General features: G+C 58.8%; 18 protein-coding genes. 8 read left to right on the forward strand and 10 right to left on the reverse strand.

The genetic code is table 11. The annotated features are described in order from the left end of the window. Positions 1 to 2: 2 nt before the first annotated feature. The 4 genes from AC14IB_RS08605 to AC14IB_RS08620 all read right to left on the reverse strand — a co-directional run bounded on the left by AC14IB_RS08605 (position 3) and on the right by AC14IB_RS08620 (position 4,738). Positions 3 to 1,682, reverse strand: coding sequence for a DUF4394 domain-containing protein (locus AC14IB_RS08605; RefSeq protein WP_484231490.1), 1,680 nt, complete (start codon positions 1,680 to 1,682; stop codon positions 3 to 5). Positions 1,683 to 1,744: 62 nt separating this feature from the next. Further along, positions 1,745 to 2,590 carry an S-formylglutathione hydrolase gene (gene fghA, locus AC14IB_RS08610; protein WP_484231491.1) on the reverse strand — a complete coding sequence of 282 codons (846 nt, stop codon included), beginning with the start codon at positions 2,588 to 2,590 and terminating at the stop codon, positions 1,745 to 1,747. A 2-nt stretch (positions 2,591 to 2,592) separates the two neighbouring features. Beyond that, positions 2,593 to 3,711, reverse strand: a complete 1,119-nt coding sequence (locus AC14IB_RS08615; RefSeq protein ID WP_484231492.1) for an S-(hydroxymethyl)glutathione dehydrogenase/class III alcohol dehydrogenase — start codon at positions 3,709 to 3,711, stop codon at positions 2,593 to 2,595. 82 nt (positions 3,712 to 3,793) lie between these two features. After that, positions 3,794 to 4,738 carry a LysR family transcriptional regulator gene (locus AC14IB_RS08620; protein ID WP_484231582.1) on the reverse strand — a complete coding sequence of 315 codons (945 nt, stop codon included), beginning with the start codon at positions 4,736 to 4,738 and terminating at the stop codon, positions 3,794 to 3,796. An 82-nt stretch (positions 4,739 to 4,820) separates the two neighbouring features. Between AC14IB_RS08620 and AC14IB_RS08625 the strand changes: the two genes are divergently transcribed. The 3 genes from AC14IB_RS08625 to mmsB are packed head-to-tail and all read left to right on the forward strand — an operon-like array spanning position 4,821 to position 8,458. Continuing rightward, positions 4,821 to 6,320, forward strand: a complete 1,500-nt coding sequence (locus AC14IB_RS08625; RefSeq protein ID WP_484231493.1) for a CoA-acylating methylmalonate-semialdehyde dehydrogenase — start codon at positions 4,821 to 4,823, stop codon at positions 6,318 to 6,320. Positions 6,321 to 6,336: 16 nt separating this feature from the next. Further along, the gene (locus AC14IB_RS08630) at positions 6,337 to 7,497 is read left to right on the forward strand and encodes an acyl-CoA dehydrogenase family protein (protein WP_484231494.1); all 1,161 of its coding nucleotides are present in this window, start codon (positions 6,337 to 6,339) and stop codon (positions 7,495 to 7,497) included. A gap of 52 nt (positions 7,498 to 7,549) precedes the next feature. Further along, positions 7,550 to 8,458: a 3-hydroxyisobutyrate dehydrogenase gene (gene mmsB / locus AC14IB_RS08635; protein WP_484231495.1), complete on the forward strand. Its 909-nt coding sequence runs from the start codon at positions 7,550 to 7,552 to the stop codon at positions 8,456 to 8,458. 8 nt (positions 8,459 to 8,466) lie between these two features. Here the strand turns inward: mmsB and AC14IB_RS08640 are convergent, their stop codons facing one another. Next, positions 8,467 to 9,453, reverse strand: coding sequence for a putative solute-binding protein (locus AC14IB_RS08640; protein WP_484231496.1), 987 nt, complete (start codon positions 9,451 to 9,453; stop codon positions 8,467 to 8,469). A gap of 296 nt (positions 9,454 to 9,749) precedes the next feature. Between AC14IB_RS08640 and AC14IB_RS08645 the strand changes: the two genes are divergently transcribed. After that, on the forward strand, positions 9,750 to 10,619 hold the full coding sequence (locus tag AC14IB_RS08645; protein WP_484231497.1) for a lysophospholipid acyltransferase family protein: 870 nt from the start codon (positions 9,750 to 9,752) through the stop codon (positions 10,617 to 10,619). A gap of 25 nt (positions 10,620 to 10,644) precedes the next feature. Beyond that, entirely contained in the window at positions 10,645 to 11,400 is a 756-nt protein-coding gene (locus tag AC14IB_RS08650; RefSeq protein ID WP_484231498.1) for a class II aldolase/adducin family protein, read from the forward strand. Between the two features lie 24 nt (positions 11,401 to 11,424). Here AC14IB_RS08650 and AC14IB_RS08655 read toward each other — a convergent pair whose 3' ends face one another. Further along, complete coding sequence (locus AC14IB_RS08655; protein ID WP_484231499.1) at positions 11,425 to 12,354, reverse strand: sterol desaturase family protein; 930 nt, start codon at positions 12,352 to 12,354, stop codon at positions 11,425 to 11,427. Between the two features lie 12 nt (positions 12,355 to 12,366). Continuing rightward, a complete protein-coding gene (locus tag AC14IB_RS08660) occupies positions 12,367 to 12,756 on the reverse strand; it encodes a DUF4345 domain-containing protein (RefSeq protein WP_484231500.1) in 390 nt (129 codons plus the stop codon). Between the two features lie 112 nt (positions 12,757 to 12,868). On the opposite strand from AC14IB_RS08660, the gene AC14IB_RS08665 reads away from it, so the two are divergent. The 3 genes from AC14IB_RS08665 to AC14IB_RS08675 are packed head-to-tail and all read left to right on the forward strand — an operon-like array spanning position 12,869 to position 14,981. Beyond that, entirely contained in the window at positions 12,869 to 13,894 is a 1,026-nt protein-coding gene (locus AC14IB_RS08665) for an AraC family transcriptional regulator (RefSeq protein WP_484231501.1), read from the forward strand. Further along, entirely contained in the window at positions 13,891 to 14,451 is a 561-nt protein-coding gene (locus AC14IB_RS08670; protein WP_484231502.1) for a TspO/MBR family protein, read from the forward strand. The genes AC14IB_RS08665 and AC14IB_RS08670 overlap by 4 nt, the downstream gene beginning before the upstream one ends. Further along, positions 14,451 to 14,981 carry a TrmH family RNA methyltransferase gene (locus AC14IB_RS08675; RefSeq protein ID WP_484231503.1) on the forward strand — a complete coding sequence of 177 codons (531 nt, stop codon included), beginning with the start codon at positions 14,451 to 14,453 and terminating at the stop codon, positions 14,979 to 14,981. The genes AC14IB_RS08670 and AC14IB_RS08675 overlap by 1 nt, the downstream gene beginning before the upstream one ends. 3 nt (positions 14,982 to 14,984) lie before the next feature. Here the strand turns inward: AC14IB_RS08675 and AC14IB_RS08680 are convergent, their stop codons facing one another. The 3 genes from AC14IB_RS08680 to AC14IB_RS08690 are packed head-to-tail and all read right to left on the reverse strand — an operon-like array spanning position 14,985 to position 16,873. Next, on the reverse strand, positions 14,985 to 15,680 hold the full coding sequence (locus AC14IB_RS08680) for an aldose epimerase family protein (RefSeq protein WP_484231504.1): 696 nt from the start codon (positions 15,678 to 15,680) through the stop codon (positions 14,985 to 14,987). Continuing rightward, positions 15,673 to 16,419, reverse strand: coding sequence for a TSUP family transporter (locus tag AC14IB_RS08685; protein WP_484231505.1), 747 nt, complete (start codon positions 16,417 to 16,419; stop codon positions 15,673 to 15,675). The genes AC14IB_RS08680 and AC14IB_RS08685 overlap by 8 nt, the downstream gene beginning before the upstream one ends. A 19-nt stretch (positions 16,420 to 16,438) precedes the next feature. Then, positions 16,439 to 16,873, reverse strand: coding sequence for an HIT domain-containing protein (locus AC14IB_RS08690; protein WP_484231506.1), 435 nt, complete (start codon positions 16,871 to 16,873; stop codon positions 16,439 to 16,441). Positions 16,874 to 16,875: the final 2 nt, after the last annotated feature.

Consider the following 16,875-nt stretch of genomic DNA (forward strand, 5'->3'; position numbering starts at 1 on the left):
ACTTAGAAACGAATGGCGATGTCGATAAAGTCGCTGGAGCTCGCAATGGCACCCACTAACGTGAGCGGATTGCTGGTGACCGCGCTATTAACGCGATACAGCGAGAAGTTACTATTGGGAGTCGTTCGAGCCATCAGCAGTTGGTTTTCGTTGTTGCGACCGGAGATGTCGAAACCGACTGGGCTGCTAGGGTCTAAGGTGATGCCCAAGGCGGCAAGGCGTGTCAGTGAGCCTTGTCTGGCCATGTCCGTGGAAATATCCTGCATGCTCAGTGAGTTACTGGCTTGATCAATCACGAGAAGTCTCGTGGGAGATGTCCCGCGGAAGTTGTTGACGTAAGCAGCAGCCTTGACCAGAGGTGTTGCTGCGCCTGAAATAGCCTTGTTGAGTATAACGGTGCCATCCTGGACCGTGACTTCAGCGTTGTCGTTATTGCTACCAATGAGACGAAGTAGATTTGGATTGGGTGCAGTGCCGACGAATGGATTGAAGTCCATGGTGTATGTGATGTTAGGTGTTTTCAGTTTTTGATTCAGAGTACTTACTAATGTAGCTGCTCCAGCATCAGGGTTGCCGGATACCGCAGGCGGGTTGAGATTGATCGTATATACGTTGCTGGTGTCTGTCAGGGCGTAGAGCTTGCGAGCAGATTGACTGAAGTCGATGCCGATAACTTTCTCAGGTGCCGTCAACCCACTGATAGTTACCGGATTGCTCACTTGATTTGGTGTGTTAGCGTTGAAACTGCTGAATCTGTTGTCTTTAGTCAGGGCCAGTACTGTCGGGTTGGCGGTAGTGATGAAAGTGAGGGCCTTATATTTAATTCCGCTTGTCAGCCGCGGTGGTGCCGCTAATAAGGAGGCTGCATTACCGGCAGCACTTGGGTTGATGTTGAAAAGCTGCTGAGTACCACCCACTGACAGTATAGCTAGGCCAGCATTATTGCTTGGATTGATGTCGTAGCCATCAATTCTTTCAACGTTGGTAGTGCCTAAAAGCATTTTGAGGGGGGATTGAGAGCCACTATTAGGCGGGTCTTGTAAGTTTACGCTATCTGCAATGCTATCGAGCGTTAATAGCTGAGTGGTGCGGCCGGAACTAGAGAAGCTGTCTTCATAGGCAGCAGCAGTAATAGTGTGGCCGGTCTCGATATTGCCATCAGAGATAGTGTCTCCAGTGTTGACATCCACTCGCAGGTTGGCACCTTCGCTTCCAATGACCCGCAATCGGTCGACGACTGGGTTGAAGTCAATGGTGTAGCTGCTGGTGCTGCTAAGTGCTATTGGCGAGCCATTAATTTCAGAGACTAATGTGCTCACTCGGAGAATCGCGCCGGAGCTGGGCTCAATCCGAATAATACGACCTTTGGTACCATCTTTGGTCAGGGCATAAAGAGCGCCTTCCGAGTTCCGATAATCGATGTCTTGGATTACTTCATTAGGTTCTAAAGCCTGTGGATTTGGCGTGGTACTGGCCGTTGTTGCACGGGGGATGCCTCGTACACTGCGGGCGAATTCCATGCTGTCCAAATCCACACCCACAATACTGTCGTCGGTGGTGAGCAAATACGCATTAGGCGCGGACACGGGCACGGTGAGCGTGGGCGCATTACCACCGCAGGCGGCAAGTCCAACACTGGTAGCCGTTATCAGCACAAGGCGGGGAAACGAAAAAAGATGCATCTAAAGGCTCCGGATTGGGCACAAACTTGGGCATGAGTGTAACGGCATCTTGACCGAAACGCTTAGCGCTTTAACTGGTTGGCATGATGTCGCAGATGATCGGCAATAAAGGTGCTAATAAAGTAGTAGCCGTGGTCGTAGTCGGCGTGCCGCCGCAGCGTTAGGGGTTGATTGGCCGCTTGGCAGACCTGCTCGAGGCTGTCCGTATGCAGTTGTGGCAAGAACTGATCGGCTAGGCCTTGGTCAACCAGTAGCGGCGGGCAGCGGTGACCTGCAGCAATGAGAGCTGAAGCATCATGTGCCGACCATGCGGCAGCATTATCCCCTAGGTAGCCTGTAAAGGCTTTTTGCCCCCATGCGCATTGACTGGGCGCGGCAATGGGAGCGAAGGCGGAAACCGATTGATAGCGTTCGGGGTGTTTGAGTGCCAAGGTGAGGGCGCCGTGGCCGCCCATGGAGTGGCCGAATATACCGACGCGATCAGCGTCCGCGGGAAAATGACTCAGGATCAGGCTCCGCAGCTCCTCGCTCACATAGGTGTCCATGCGGTAGTTTGCTGACCAAGGAGATACCGTGGCATCGAGATAAAAGCCTGCGCCCACACCGAAGTCCCAGCTATCACTTTCACCGGCAATGCCGGCACCACGCGGACTGGTATCGCAGGTGACCAGCATGAGTCCGAGTTTGGCAGCTAGGCGCTGGGCACCGGCCTTAATCATGAAGGTCTCTTCCGTGCAGGTCAGACCGGCCAGGTAGAACAGCACGGGCACTTTGCCGGTGCTGACCTGCGGCGGCTGATACACCGAGAAGCGCATGGGCAGGCCGATCACGGCCGAGTCGTGCTCGTAATAGCCTTGTACGCCGCCGAAGCAGGCGTGCGTACTACGGGTGGTGAATGCCGTGGTCACGCTCAGAACTCCACCACGGAGCGGATGGATTCGCCGCGCTTCATCAGTGCGAAACCTTCGTTGATGTCTTCGAGCTTGAGCTTGTGGGTGATCAGCGAGTCGATGTTGATCTTGCCTTCCATGTACCAGTCCACGATTTTCGGCACATCGGTGCGGCCGCGCGCGCCGCCGAAGGCTGAGCCTTCCCACTTGCGCCCGGTGACGAGCTGGAACGGCCGCGTGCTGATCTCGGCGCCGGCTTCCGCCACGCCAATGATGATGCTGCGGCCCCAGCCCTTGTGCGTGCACTCTAGGGCATCGCGCATGACCTTGGTGTTGCCGATGCACTCGAAGCTGTAGTCGGCACCGCCGTCGGTGAGCTGCACGATGGCATCGACGATGTTGCCGCCGGCCGCGGCGATGTCCTTCGGATTGAGGAAGTGGGTCATGCCGAATTCGCGTGCCATTTTCTCTCGCTCAGGATTGAGATCGACGCCGATGATCTTGCCGGCACCGACCATCTTCGCGCCCTGAATCACATTGAGGCCGATGCCGCCGAGGCCGAAGACCACGACGTTGGCGCCGGCTTCGACTTTAGCGGTGAACAGCACGGCACCGATGCCGGTGGTGACGCCGCAGCCGATGTAGCAGACTTTGTCGAAGGGGGCATCTTCACGGATTTTTGCGAGGGCGATCTCGGGCACCACGATGTAGTTCGAGAAGGTGGAGGTGCCCATGTAGTGGAACAGGTCCTGACCGTTCAGCGAGAAGCGCGAGGTGGCATCCGGCATCAGACCGCGGCCCTGCGTGCTGCGGATGGCCTGGCAGAGGTTGGTCTTCTGCGACAGGCAAAACTTGCACTCGCGGCATTCCGGCGTGTACAGCGGAATCACGTGATCGCCCTTGCGCAGCGACTTCACGCCGGGGCCGACATCCACGACCACGCCGGCGCCTTCATGGCCGAGAATGGCCGGGAACAAGCCTTCGGGATCGGCACCGCTGAGCGTGTAGTAGTCGGTGTGGCAGATGCCGGTGGCGCGAATTTCGACCAGCACTTCACCCGCTTTTGGGCCAGCGAGGTCGACAGTTTCAATGGTCAGCGGCTGACCGGCTTTCCAAGCTACGGCGGCACGGGTTTTCATGAGCAAATTCCTGCAGGTGGGGGTGTCGCGAAGGTACCAGCCGGGCGTCGGCGCGTCACCATGACAGCGGGACTTTTGCCGCTCAGGCTAGGATGCCGGGCGCTAGTGCTGGCCCGGTGCCGAGCAGATAAGCCTCGTTGGCTCGAGCGCGCTCGGTGAGCCAGGCGGCCACGCCGGTGACGCGCTTGAGCCGGCGCAGATCCTCGCTGTAAGACATCCAGAATTGTCGTACCACGGACACGTCGCCGGGTAGTACAGGAACCAGACGCGGGTCGCCGGCGGCGACAAAGCAGGGCAGGATGGCCAGCGCCCGGCCTTGCAGAACGGCCTGGTACTGCGCCAGCACGCTGGTGCTGCGCAGGGCACTGGTCGCGCCGGGCACCAGCTCGTCGAGGTACAGCAACTGGGCGCTGAAGGCGAGGTCATCGACATAATTAATGAAGCGATGGCCGTTCAGGTCCGAGCGCGTGTGGATGGCGGCGTGACTGGCGAGATAGCCGGGTGTGGCATAGAGCGCGAGGGTGTAGTCGCAGAGCTTGCTGCAGACATAGGGGCCACGCGCCGGTCTTTCCAGCGTGATGGCGATGTCGGCCTCGCGCCGCGACAGGCTGACGAAGTGCGGTACCGGCAGCACATCGATGGCGATGTTCGGGTAGCGATCCTGGAAGGCGACCATCTCCGGGATCACAAAATAGCTGCCGAACGCCTCGGTGCAGCCGATGCGCACCAGACCCGAGAGCGCACTGCCGGTGCCGGATACCTGTTCGCAGGCGGCTTGCATGGCACCTTCCATGGCTTCCGCGTGACTGACCAGCTGCTGGCCATCCGGTGTCAGCGTGAAGCCGGTGCTGCGCGATTTGTCGAAGAGCAGGGCGCTCAGAGCCTCCTCGAGTGTGCGGATGCGCCGTGCCACGGTCGTGTAGTCGACGCCAAGGCGGCGGGCAGCGGCACTGGCGGTGCCGGCGCGCACGACTTCGAGGAAAAAGCGAAGGTCATCCCAATCGGGTTGCTTTGTGCTTTTTTGCATATCAAATAGGGATCTATGTCGGTTTATATTGCATTTTATCCTATATATGCTGAGCGTCATTTCTTTTGCAAGGCAGATCGTCATGACCACTGTTCCTACCGTCAAGTTGCTGATCAATGGCGAATTCGTGGAGTCGCAGACCACGCAATGGCGTGATGTGGTGAATCCGGCTACCCAGCAGGTGCTGGCACGTGTTCCTCTGGCTACGCCGGAGGAGCTGGCGGCTGCCGTTGCCTCGGCCAAGGCCGCCTTCAAGACCTGGCGCAAGACGCCGATCGGTGCCCGTGCACGCATCTTCCTCAAGTATCAGCAGCTGATCCGCGAAAACATGGCGGAAGTTGCGGCCATCCTCACCGCCGAGCAGGGCAAAACGCTGCCGGATGCTGAGGGCGACATCTTTCGCGGTCTCGAAGTGGTCGAACATGCTGCCAACATCGGCACGCTGCAGATGGGCGAGATTGCCAACAATGTCGCCAACGGTGTGGACACCTACACGCTGCAGCAGCCGCTGGGCGTCTGCGCCGGCATCACACCGTTCAACTTCCCGGCCATGATTCCGCTCTGGATGTTCCCGATGGCCATCGCCTGCGGCAACACCTTCGTGCTCAAGCCCTCCGAGCAGGACCCGATGAGCACCATGCGACTGGTCGAGCTGGCCGTGCAGGCCGGCATTCCGGCCGGCGTGCTCAACGTTGTCCACGGTGCCGAAGACATTGTCAACGGCCTCTGCGACCACCCGGATATCAAGGCGATCTCGTTCGTGGGTTCGACCCGCGTCGGAACGCATGTCTACAACCGCGCCACGCTGGCCGGCAAGCGCGCGCAGTGCATGATGGGTGCGAAGAACCATGTGGTCGTACTGCCGGATGCGCCCAAGGAGCAGACGCTGAATGCGCTGGTGGGCGCCGGTTTCGGCGCGGCCGGGCAGCGTTGCATGGCATCGTCGGTCGTCGTGCTGGTCGGTGAAGCGCGCGAGTGGATTAACGAGATGGCCGAGCGTGCCACCACGTTGAAAGTTGGTGCCGGTCATGAAAAGGGTGTGGAAATTGGCCCGGTGATTTCGTGCGCGGCGCTGTCGCGCATCGAGGGCCTGATCGCCAGCGGTATCGAAGATGGCGCGCGTCTGGTGCTGGATGGCCGCAAGCCAGCCGTACCGGGCTACGAGGGTGGCAATTTTGTCGGCCCGACACTGTTTGCCGGCGTGAAGCCGGGCATGCGCATTTACGATCAGGAAATTTTCGGACCGGTGCTGTGCGTGGTCGAGGTCGACACGCTCGATGATGCTATTGCGCTCATCAACGCCAACCCGAACGGCAACGGCACCGGCCTGTTCACCCGCTCCGGCGCCGCAGCGCGTCACTTCCAGGAAGAGATCGACGTCGGTCAGGTTGGCATCAACGTGCCCATCCCGGTGCCGGTGCCGCTGTTCTCGTTCACCGGCTCGCGCGGCTCCAAGCTCGGCGATCTCGGTCCTTACGGCAAGCAGGTCGTGCTGTTCTACACGCAGACCAAGACCATCACTGCACGCTGGTTTGACGAAGATGCCGTGAGCACGGTCAACACCACCATCAGCCTGCGCTGATCGAGGAGCTTGCGCCGTGAACTTTGAACTGAACGATGACCAGCTTGCTTTCCAGCAGCTGGCCCGCGATTTCGCTGCACGTGAACTGGCCCCGCAGGCGGCACGCTGGGATGCCGAGGCGCACTTTCCGGTCGAGGTATTTCGTCAGGGTGGCGACCTGGGTTTCTGCGGTCTGTATTCGCCACCGGAGCAGGGCGGCCTTGGTCTGTCCCGCCTGGATTCCGCGATCGTATTCGAGGAGCTGGCGGCGGCGGATCCGTCGACCGCGGCCTTCTTCACCATCCACAACATGGCGACCTGGATGCTCTGCAGCTGGGGCCAGGAAGCCTTGAAGGCGTCGTGGGGACCGGCGCTCACGGCCGGTGCGAAGCTGGCGTCGTACTGTCTGACCGAGCCCGATGCCGGTTCTGATGCAGCCAACCTGAAGACCAGTGCCCGCCGCGACGGTGACGACTATGTCCTGAAAGGCTCGAAAGCGTTCATCTCTGGCGCGGGCAGCACCGACATGCTGGTCGTGATGGCGCGTACCGGTGTCGCCGGCGCAAAAGGCATCAGTGCCTTTGCTGTACCGGCCGATCTGCCGGGCATCCGCTATGGCAAAAAGGAAGACAAGATGGGCTGGAACAGCCAGCCCACGCGCGCCATCTTCTTCGATGACGTGCGTGTGCCAGTCGGCAATCGTCTTGGCGAAGAGGGCGAGGGCTTCCGCATCGCCATGAAGGGGCTGGATGGCGGGCGCATCAACATCGCCACTTGTTCCGTGGGTGCGGCCCAGGGCGCGTTCAATGCGGCACAGCGCTATCTCGGCGAGCGCCAGCAGTTCGGCAAGAAGCTGGCGGATTTTCAGGCCCTGCAGTTCCGCCTCGCCGACATGGCCACCGAGCTGGTGGCCGCCCGGCAGATGATCCGTCTGGCCGCGAGCAAGCTGGATGCCGGCGCCAAGGATGCAACGACGTACTGCGCGATGGCGAAACGCTTTGCCACCGATGCCGGCTTCAATGTCTGCAACGAGGCGCTGCAGTTGCACGGCGGCTACGGTTATCTGCGCGATTACCCGCTGGAGCGTTTGCTGCGCGATTCGCGCGTGCACCAGATTCTGGAAGGCACCAACGAGATCATGCGCGTGATTATCGCGCGGCGCATGCTGGACGCGGATGCGCTGGACAGTATTCGCTGAGGCGCTGCTTGATCGGCGCGACAGACCTGACTAACAGCATAAGGATACAGACATGACGGTGAAAATAGCCTTTATCGGCCTCGGTAATATGGGCGGCCCGATGGCCGTGAACCTGCACAAGGCCGGCTTCGCGGTCACGGCCGTGGATCTTACGGCCGAGGCTCGTGCCAAGGTTGCCGCCGAGGGTGTGCGCGTGGCTGCGACGGCCGCCGAGGCACTGGTTGGTGCCAGTGTGGTCATTTCCATGCTACCGGCGAGTCGTCATGTGGAAGGGCTTTACCTCGGTGATGGCGCAGCCAATACCGGCCTGCTGGCTAACCTGCCGGCAGGCACCCGCATTATCGACTGCAGCACGATTGCCCCCGCGACTGCGCGCAAGGTCGCCGCCGCTGCTCAGTCTCGCAGGCTGTCCATGATCGATGCGCCAGTGTCTGGCGGTACCGCAGGTGCTGCTGCCGGTACGCTGACCTTCATGGTCGGCGGTGCAGCAGAGTGTGTCGCGGCGGCTCAGCCGTTTCTGCAGGCTATGGGCAAGAACATCTTCCATGCCGGTAACAGCGGTGCCGGTCAGGTTGCCAAAGTCTGCAACAACATGCTGTTGGCCATTCACATGATCGGCTCGGCGGAGGCGCTCACGTTGGGCGTCAACAATGGGCTAGATCCAGCGGTGTTATCGGAAATCATGAAGCAGAGTTCGGGTGGCAACTGGTCCTTAGAGAAATATAACCCGATGCCAGGCGTGATGGCTGGCGTGCCGGCATCGCGGGATTACAGCGGCGGTTTTGGTACGGATCTGATGTTGAAAGACTTGGGTCTGGCTGAAGAGGCCGCGCTGGCCAGTGGCTCAGCGATTCCGCTCGGCGGTCTGGCGCGCAATCTGTATGCCGCGCACAGTGCCGGCGGTGCCGGTGCGCTGGATTTCTCCAGCATCATCCGGCTCTTGCAGAAGAAGCCTGCGTAAGTGCAGTGTTACTCCGCGTTGTCCGAGCACTCTGCGGCTGAGGCATCGATCTTGCAGCGTACTTTCTTTAGTAGCCTCATCATCTTCTGATCGTAAGTGCCATCTTTCGTTAGTATCAGTCGTGATTCCCGCATCATGACCACGTAGCGAGCTTTGTCGTTTGCGCTCAATTCCATCCAGTAGTTTGCCGGAATCGTATCTTCAGACTGCTTAGCGATGAGCTCGGCGCGATCGAGCTGTGTGAGTGAATAGGCGCGAGCCTTGGCGCCGAAATCAGCGGGCCACTTGTCCTTGCGGATAATCATCATCCCGGTCATTTGAATCAGCGGAAAGCGATACACCGCGCCGGTGGTGCCAAGCCCTTTGTAGAGCTCAAATGGCTTATAGGCGATGGCCGGAGCCGCAATGATATCGACCTGCCCGTTGTTGAATTTTGGGGCAAAACTGGTGATATCAGAGGCCACGGGCTGCAGGCCCATTTGCTGAGCCATTTTGGCTTGTGACTTGTCAAAGTCGAGCACGGCAATTTTCTTGCCGGCGGCCTTTTCAATGGAATTGATGTTGCGGTCGCGGACCATGATGTAAGCACCCCCAAGAGGCGCGACCCCGATCACTTCGTATTGCCCCGAGGTCATTGTAGGGGCCATTTGTGGGCTGGCAATCGCTTGAAGGGCAATGCGCAAATGCTTGTAGGTGGGCACCGCGCCAATCGAATCTAAGCTGCCCACAAAATGATTGAACTGACGTCCACGCAATGTCGTGACCGCAATGCCATCACATTGACCGGCTTTGAAGTCTTCAGTGACGACACGCTCGTCGGTATAGGCTTTTAACGTGAGCGGAATTTTCCACTGCTTGGCAACCAAGGCGAAATCTTTTGCAATTTCAAACGCGGGGCCTTGAGCGCCTAAGGGATCGAATATGCAGTAAAGGCCTGCCATGGAGTTGCTGCTGATGGCCAATAGTGCCGAGGCGGCGAGTATTTTTATTTTCATCTAATTCATCCCAGAATTTAGCTGCAGTTAAACAAACTGCTAGGTCTTATTGTGTTGGCGATTGTAGGATGATTTCAGTGAGATGACCTTAGTGATGTGCAGAAATTAAGCAGTCATTTGAGGTCAAAAATCGGTGATCGTCGAATAAGTAGACAATTGCCGAAAATTCAAACAAAACTTGGAATCCCTTGTGCTTACTGGCATACAGGCGATTCATGGCAGCTTTCCCACGAACTTGTCCACAGCAGTCGGGGATAAGTTTTTCAAATCAGGATGATTGACGGAATAGGTGGTACATGGCTCGATTAACCCGTGCTGAGCAACTGGCGCAGCAAGCTTTTGGAAACTTTAAGGCGCCATCAGCAAAGAAATTACATCGCCTGATGGCGCCCATGCGAGCGTGGTTTAGCCCACAATTTTATGGTTTAGACAGCTTGGACCTAAAGCGTCCAGCCCTGTTTGTAGGCAATCATGCGCTGTTTAGCATTGATGCCGGTCTCATGCTGGATCACCTCTACACGCATTACGGCGTGCTGCCGCGTTCACTGGGCGATCACCTACATTTTCGAATTCCCGGCTGGGGCCAGGCCGTGACAGATTACGGCGGGGTAGAGGGCACACCCGAGAATTGCAGTGAACTGATGCGGCGTGGCGAATCCATACTGGTCTTTCCCGGTGGCGCGCGCGAAGTGAATCGCCGTAAATCCGACCGTTATGAAGTGATTTGGAAGCAGCGCACGGGCTTTGCACGCCTCGCTATCCAGCATGGCTACGACATTATTCCGTTTGCGTCCGTGGGGGCTAACGAAAGCTACGAGATTGTTCTTGATGCCGATGATGTGCGCAGCTCAACGCTTTGGCAGTGGCTGGATCGTGGCGGCCGATTGAACAAATTAGTGCGCGATGGTGATCTGCTGTCGCCGGTGGTAAAGGGCATTGGCCCGACCCTGCTACCTCGCCCACAACCCTTTTACTTTGCCTTTGGCGAGCGCATTTCGACTGCGCCTTGGCAAACCGAGGCGGTGGATCAATCCAGTCTGTGGGCTGTGCGCGAGCAGACCGAACGTGCCATTCATAGTTTGATGGCTCAGCTGCAAGTGCAGCGTCAAATAGACCAACCTAAATGGCCGGCTTGGCGACGCTGGTTGGCGCCATTACAAGACTGAACGGCAGGTATTAAGAGGACTACTTATGGATCTACCATCACTGCAAGGTCAAGTCAGCGCCGAGGAATGGCAGCTGCGGTGTGATCTGGCTGCCTGCTATCGCTTAGTGGCTGCCTATGGCTGGAGCGATCTGGTCTTCACGCATATTTCGGTGCGGCTGCCGGGGCCGGATCATCACTTTCTCATCAATCCGTATGGACTGATGTTCGACGAGATCACGGCGTCCTCGTTGATCAAAGTCGATCAGTACTGCAACAAGCTCAGCGAGTCGCCGTTTCCGGTCAATCCGGCTGGGTTTGTTATTCACAGTGCGGTACATGAGGTGCGAGAGGACGCGCAGTGCGTGCTGCACACGCATACCCGCGCCGGTGTCGCGGTGAGTGCGCAGAAGGCGGGCGTGCTGCCGATCTCGCAGCAATCGACCTTTGTGCTGGCGTCGCTGGCTTATCACGATTACGAAGGTGTGGCGTTCCGGCCGGATGAGAAGCCACGTTTGCAAGCCGATCTCGGTGCCGCGAATTTCCTGATGCTGCGCAACCATGGCCTGCTGACCTGCGGTGCCAGCATCGCTGATGCTTTTCTCAACATGTATGTGTTCGAGAGCACTTGCCAGATTCAGCTTGCGGCGCAAGCCGGCGGCGAGCTGATTTCGGTGGATCCGCGCATCGTTGCTGGTGTCGCTGAGGCCATGCGTGTGCAGACCAGCGGCATGGGTGGCGCGTTTGCCTGGCCGGCGCTGCTGCGCAAGGTGGAGAAGCTGGATGCGAGCTATCGCAGCTGAGCAAGCCAGCGCTGAGGAGGCCGATCAGCGCTCCTCGGTCTTCCAGGTGCGCACTGGCTTGTGGCCAGGGCGCTGCCAGTCCGGTGGCATGATCAGATGCTTCAGGCGCTGGCCCAGCGGGCCGGGCGAGAACACATCGCGCAGCATGTCGACCATTTCATGCACGTTCAGCACTAGAAAATTGTAAGAGCGGATCTGCTGCGTGATGCCGTACTCGACCTTGGCCTTTTCTTCGGCGTAGGTACCGAACCAGCGATCGAAAATGATCAGCACGCCACCGTAGTTCTTGTCGATATATTCCGGATTGCGGCCGTGGTGCACGCGGTGGTTGGACGGCGTATCGAAAATATATTCGTACCAGGCCGGAAAGCGGCCAACGGACTCGGTGTGAACGAAGTACTGGTAGGCCAGATCAACCGCCAGACAGAACATCACCACCGCCGGTGGCACGCCCAGCCAGACCAGCGGCAGGTAAAACACGAAGCTACCCACAAAGGCGTTGAGCAGGCTCTGGCGCATGGCGTTGGTGAAGTTCATGGTCTCACCGCTGTGATGGGGGACATGGGCGGTCCAGAACCAGCGCACGCGGTGCGAGGTGCGGTGGAACCAGTAATAGCTGAACTCCACGCCGATAAAGATGGGCAGGATGGTCCAGCCGTTGACCGGGATGTCGAACAGGCGGTGATCGAAAACCCAGGCGAAAATCCCTCCGGTCAGCAACAGCCACATCACACCCTCGAAGACCTGGTAGCTGGCACCCAGCGACAGGTTGGCAACGATTTCGCGCGGGTGAAAGCTAGCGTGATGCCCGCGCTTCTTCTCCACCACGTATTCGATCATGAAGGCGAGCAGAAATAGTGGCGTCATGCCGATCAGAAAGACCTGTTTCCAGTCCACATCCTGGCCAAAGATGTTGTGCAGCAGCGGCATGAGAGGTTGCAAAAAATCAGTCATGGCGAGTCTCCGTCAGGCGATCTTGGGTTGGCGCAGAAACAGTGCTAGCGAGAGCAGGGCGATCACGCTTTCGAGCACGATCAAACCCTGCACGAAGGCATTGGGCTGACCGTCCAGCGCGATGCTGACGAGCCGGCCGGCAGCCAGACCGCCAACGATCAGTGCCTGAGCCAGCAGAGCCGGGCGAACATAGTTTTTGCAGCAGAGGCCGACTAACAGAAACAAGCCCATGCCGATCTGCAAACCACCGTAGTTGGCGCGCAGCTCGTTCAGTGCGCTCACGGTGTTGATGTTGAGCTCGACTGGGGCCATCGCCGTCAACGGGTCGTGAAAGGTGTTAATGCCGATCAGCAGAAAGCTTAGGCCGCAGAGCAGCAAGAAACCTTGTGTGACTTTTTTCATGGTGTTTCCCCTCGTTGCGTTATTGATTCTTCTTTTTACGACACACACATGATGTCGGCTTTCTGACCCGTCGTCTTGACGTTTTCTCACGCTTTTTGACATAGTCTGCCAAATGAAGAACACATCAGATACCACCACGATTTATGTTGCGGCCTCGCTCGCTAACCTGCTGATCAGCTTTCTCGATCAGCGGCAGCTGGCCTTGCCGGCGCTGCGCGAACGCCTGACGCGACTGGCGCAAGGCCCGCGCATGCCGATCACGACCTGGTGGGCCTTACTCGACGAGATCCAGTTGGCCTGCCCAGATGAGGCGGCACTGGGTCTCCAGATTGGCAGCTGTGCGCATCCGCATCATATTGGCGTGCTCGGTTACCTCGCTATGTATAGCGACACCGTGGGTCAGGCGTTGCTGCGCTTCAGCCGGTTTCAGCCGCTACTGCACAATCTCGCGCCATCGTTGCTGATTCAGCATGATGACGAAATTGTGATTGGCTGGGGCAAAGGTGAGAGCAGATCCACACTGCTCTCGGATGATGTGGTGTCCGCTGGCTTGGCTGGCTTTGCTCGCCAGCTGACCGGTCGCGATGACATCACCCCGACCGCCGTGTACTACCTGCACCCCAAGCCGGCAGATGTCGGGCTGTATGAAACGTTCTACGGTTGCCCAGTACATTTTGATAGCCCGGTCTCCGCCATGCATCTGCCGCTGGCCGTCATGAGCCTGCCGATTAACAGTCAGGACCCTCACCTCACCAGTTTGCTTGAACAGCAGGCTGAAGCGATGCTGCAGGCGCTGCCAGTGCCAGACTCCTTTCTCGGTGAATTGCAGCGGCAAATCGTCGCCGTTTTACAGGACGGCCCGCCGGAAGTTGCGGCGGTGGCGGCACGCATGGGTTTGTCGGAGCGCACGCTGTACCGCGCCCTGCAAGTGCGAGATCTGCGTTACAAGCAGGTGCTGAATAGCCTTCGCTTTGAGTTAGCTAAGGATTATCTGCGCGATGCCCAGTTATCATTACCCGAGATCGCGTTCCTGCTGGGGTATGCTGAGCAGAGCGTATTTTCGCGGGCCTTCAAGGAGTGGGCAGGTGAGTCGCCGATGCGGTGGCGCAAGGCCTGCTTGCACAGGAGTTCACCATGACACGTCTGATCATCAAATCCAGCTCGCCGGAAGCGCACTATAAGCGCGGCCGTCGGCCAAAAGCTGCGACGCATGCCGCTAAGCCCCAGCGTCAGTGGCTGGCCTTGCTGATTTCGCTGGTCGTGGTCTATGCCGCATCCGGTTTTGGCGCGCTGGCATCCATTCAGGCCAAAGCTTTTTATGCGACGCTGCAGCAGCCCAGCTGGGCGCCGCCAGCGGGTGTTTTCGGTCCGGTGTGGACCACCTTGTTCACGATGATGGGTGTTGCCGCCTGGCTGGTCTGGCGTGAGCCGGGCCATCGTCGTGCGCTGCAACTGTTCGGCGTGCAACTGGCGGTGAATGTGTTGTGGAGCTGGCTGTTCTTTGCCTGGCATCAGGGCGCGCTGGCATTTGCCGATGTGCTGTTGCTGGAGGGTCTGATTGTGGCCACGGCCGTGCAGTTCTGGCGGTTCAACAAGCTGGCAGCACTGATGCTGCTGCCGTATGCGCTCTGGGTGGGATTTGCAGCTGTGCTGAATTTCTGGTTGTGGCAGAACAATCCCGGACTCTTGGGCTGATGGATGATCGTGAGGACTCTGTGTTGTCAGAGAAAGCGGCCATTGGCCTGATCAACCCGAAAAGCCCAGATAATGTTGGAGCGGTGTTACGTGCAGCGGGTTGTTACGGCGTGGAAACGGTCTATTACACCGGCACACGCTTCGAGCGCGCGGCGAGATATCAGCTCGATACCAAGCAGCGTAGCGAGACCATCGCGCTGACCGGCGTTACTTCGCTGCTGGCGCAGCGGCAAACAGGGCAGGCGCTGGTCTGCGTAGAGCTGGCGGAAGGTGCGACCCCGTTGCCAGCGTTTCAGCATCCGCACGATGCCTTGTATGTGTTCGGCCCGGAAGATGGTTCGATAGATCAAGCGCTCATCGATGCCGCGGATGCGGTGGTCTATGTGCCGACCATCGGCTGCATGAATCTGGCGGCGACGGTGAATGTGCTGCTCTATGACCGCCTGGCCAAGCAGCAAAATGCCATCGACCATCTGGAGCGCGTGCGGGCGAGCCGCGATGTGAACAATCGTTTGGTGGTGAAGGGCTGAGTATCAGGTCTGGATTACCTGAACCCGCAACACCCCCTCAAAAATTTTGCCGGGAGCCAGCTGAATCGGTGTCATCACCACTGGCTCTAGGCAAACAAACCGCTGCCAATCGGCAGACGGCATGTCGCTTAGTGCATGATCGGGGCCGGGGTTCCAGACCTGCCAGCCCTGAAAGCCCTGCTGAGACAAGCGTAGCTGTTGCTCTCCGTCTTGCAGCGTGATGGCTTCACCACCGGCATGCCACTCATCAATTTCGCGATGGCCTAGGCCGGGCAGACTCAGGCCGCTGATGCTGCAATGGGCGATATCAGTCACCGCCCAGTATGGGTGTAGCCCACCGCTGAAGCTGAAGGTGCTGCTGCCGGTATTCTCGATGCACAAGGTTTGCGTCAGCATATCTCTCAGCACGGTGGTTAGCGTCAGCTCGGCGCTATGTAGCCATTGTGGATGATCTGTTCGCGTCAGCTGCAAACGTGCCACACAGGTGTTGGGATGTGGTGTATTCAGCGCCCAGTCGCGATTGCGAGCGAAGCCGTGTTTGGGTAGCGGCCCGTTGCCGGCAAATTGAGGAAACAGTACGGGCACACCGCCGCGTCGTGCGGCTTGCGGCTGGTGCGGGCCGGGTGAGAGGTAAAACAATTCTCGGCCGGCGAGACTGGCTTGCAGCAGCTGAGCGCCCAAGGGCAGAAAATCAAGCATGGAAACTCTGCCAGAGTAGTTGTATGGCCATCGCGGTCAGCAGCCAGTTCAGGCCTTGCTGAAAGCCGTCTTCACTGCGGCCGGCGAGCCAGCGCTCACCCAGCCAGGTGCCGATGAAACCGCTGGCGATCATGGCCAGCAGCAGCGGCATCCACGCGCCGAACGCGAAGCCGAAAAAGCCGAAGGCGATGATCTTGAGGCCGTGCTGCAGGCTCATACAGGCCGAGAAGGTGGCCATGTGCTGCTGCCGGTCCAGCGCCTGTGTCTTCATCAGGGTCGCCACCAGCGGGCCGGTGGCACCGACAAACATGCTGACGAAACTGATCACGATGCCGCCACCCCAGAGTCCGGCTTTTTGCGCCTGTCCTTTCAGCGTCGGCCATTTCCCCCAGACAGCGTAAAGGATGAACAGCGCTAGTGCGAGATTGAGCAGCTGTGCCGGCAGTTCGCGTGCGACGCTGCCACCGGCGAAGGCCCCGGCCAGCGCGCCGACCGCGAACGGCCAGACAATCACGGGCCGGATGTGTGCGCGCATGAGCCAGGTGCGGCCGACATTGGAGCCGATTTGCACCACGCCATGCAGCGGAATCAGTGCGGCCGGCGGTACTAGGAATGCCATTATGCCGAGCAGCAGCACGCCACCGCCAATGCCTAGCCCGGCCGTCAGTGCCGACGTAAAACCGGCGCTGATGACGAGCAGGATGGCATGGCTGAGTGCTAGGCCATCGGGCAGTGCCAAGAGCGACTGCATGACCTGCTTAGACCGCCCATTCCAAAGTCACATCGCCCTGCGCTGGCAACGCTGCACGCAAAATAGCCAATGTCTCTTTTAGTTCTTCTGGGGTGTATGGCACGACCGGGTGCTTGCCCCAGATTGGCGCCGGCCAGGCCGGATCATCGACAAAACGGGCCACCACATGCCAGTGCAATTGACTAACCACATTGCCGAGGTTGGCAACATTCATTTTTTCCGCTTGAAGGGCTTCGTCGAGCTGACGACTGACCCAAGACGATTCGCGTAGCAACTGATGCTGATCGGCTTCGCTGAGTTCGTGGACTTCGCGCAGGTCGGCACGACGAGGAACCAGCACCAGCCACGGGTATTGCGCATCGTTCATGAGCAGTAAACGGCAGAGCGGAAAGTCGCCGAGATGAAAGGTGTCGGCGGCGAGGCGAGGGTGGAGATGAAACATGG

It is taken from the genome of Perlucidibaca sp., assembly GCF_057084925.1.

Excerpts from the sequence above, each read along its gene's own strand:
- AC14IB_RS08605 (WP_484231490.1), bottom strand. The coding sequence starts at position 1,682 with ATGCATCTTTTTTCGTTTCCCCGCCTTGTGCTGATAACGGCTACCAGT.
- AC14IB_RS08615 (WP_484231492.1), bottom strand. The coding sequence starts at position 3,711 with ATGAAAACCCGTGCCGCCGTAGCTTGGAAAGCCGGTCAGCCGCTGACC.
- AC14IB_RS08620 (WP_484231582.1), bottom strand. The coding sequence starts at position 4,738 with ATGCAAAAAAGCACAAAGCAACCCGATTGGGATGACCTTCGCTTTTTC.
- AC14IB_RS08625 (WP_484231493.1), top strand. The coding sequence starts at position 4,821 with ATGACCACTGTTCCTACCGTCAAGTTGCTGATCAATGGCGAATTCGTG.
- mmsB (WP_484231495.1), top strand. The coding sequence starts at position 7,550 with ATGACGGTGAAAATAGCCTTTATCGGCCTCGGTAATATGGGCGGCCCG.
- AC14IB_RS08640 (WP_484231496.1), bottom strand. The coding sequence starts at position 9,453 with ATGAAAATAAAAATACTCGCCGCCTCGGCACTATTGGCCATCAGCAGC.
- AC14IB_RS08645 (WP_484231497.1), top strand. The coding sequence starts at position 9,750 with ATGGCTCGATTAACCCGTGCTGAGCAACTGGCGCAGCAAGCTTTTGGA.
- AC14IB_RS08650 (WP_484231498.1), top strand. The coding sequence starts at position 10,645 with ATGGATCTACCATCACTGCAAGGTCAAGTCAGCGCCGAGGAATGGCAG.
- AC14IB_RS08655 (WP_484231499.1), bottom strand. The coding sequence starts at position 12,354 with ATGACTGATTTTTTGCAACCTCTCATGCCGCTGCTGCACAACATCTTT.
- AC14IB_RS08660 (WP_484231500.1), bottom strand. The coding sequence starts at position 12,756 with ATGAAAAAAGTCACACAAGGTTTCTTGCTGCTCTGCGGCCTAAGCTTT.
- AC14IB_RS08665 (WP_484231501.1), top strand. The coding sequence starts at position 12,869 with ATGAAGAACACATCAGATACCACCACGATTTATGTTGCGGCCTCGCTC.
- AC14IB_RS08670 (WP_484231502.1), top strand. The coding sequence starts at position 13,891 with ATGACACGTCTGATCATCAAATCCAGCTCGCCGGAAGCGCACTATAAG.
- AC14IB_RS08675 (WP_484231503.1), top strand. The coding sequence starts at position 14,451 with ATGGATGATCGTGAGGACTCTGTGTTGTCAGAGAAAGCGGCCATTGGC.
- AC14IB_RS08680 (WP_484231504.1), bottom strand. The coding sequence starts at position 15,680 with ATGCTTGATTTTCTGCCCTTGGGCGCTCAGCTGCTGCAAGCCAGTCTC.
- AC14IB_RS08690 (WP_484231506.1), bottom strand. The coding sequence starts at position 16,873 with ATGTTTCATCTCCACCCTCGCCTCGCCGCCGACACCTTTCATCTCGGC.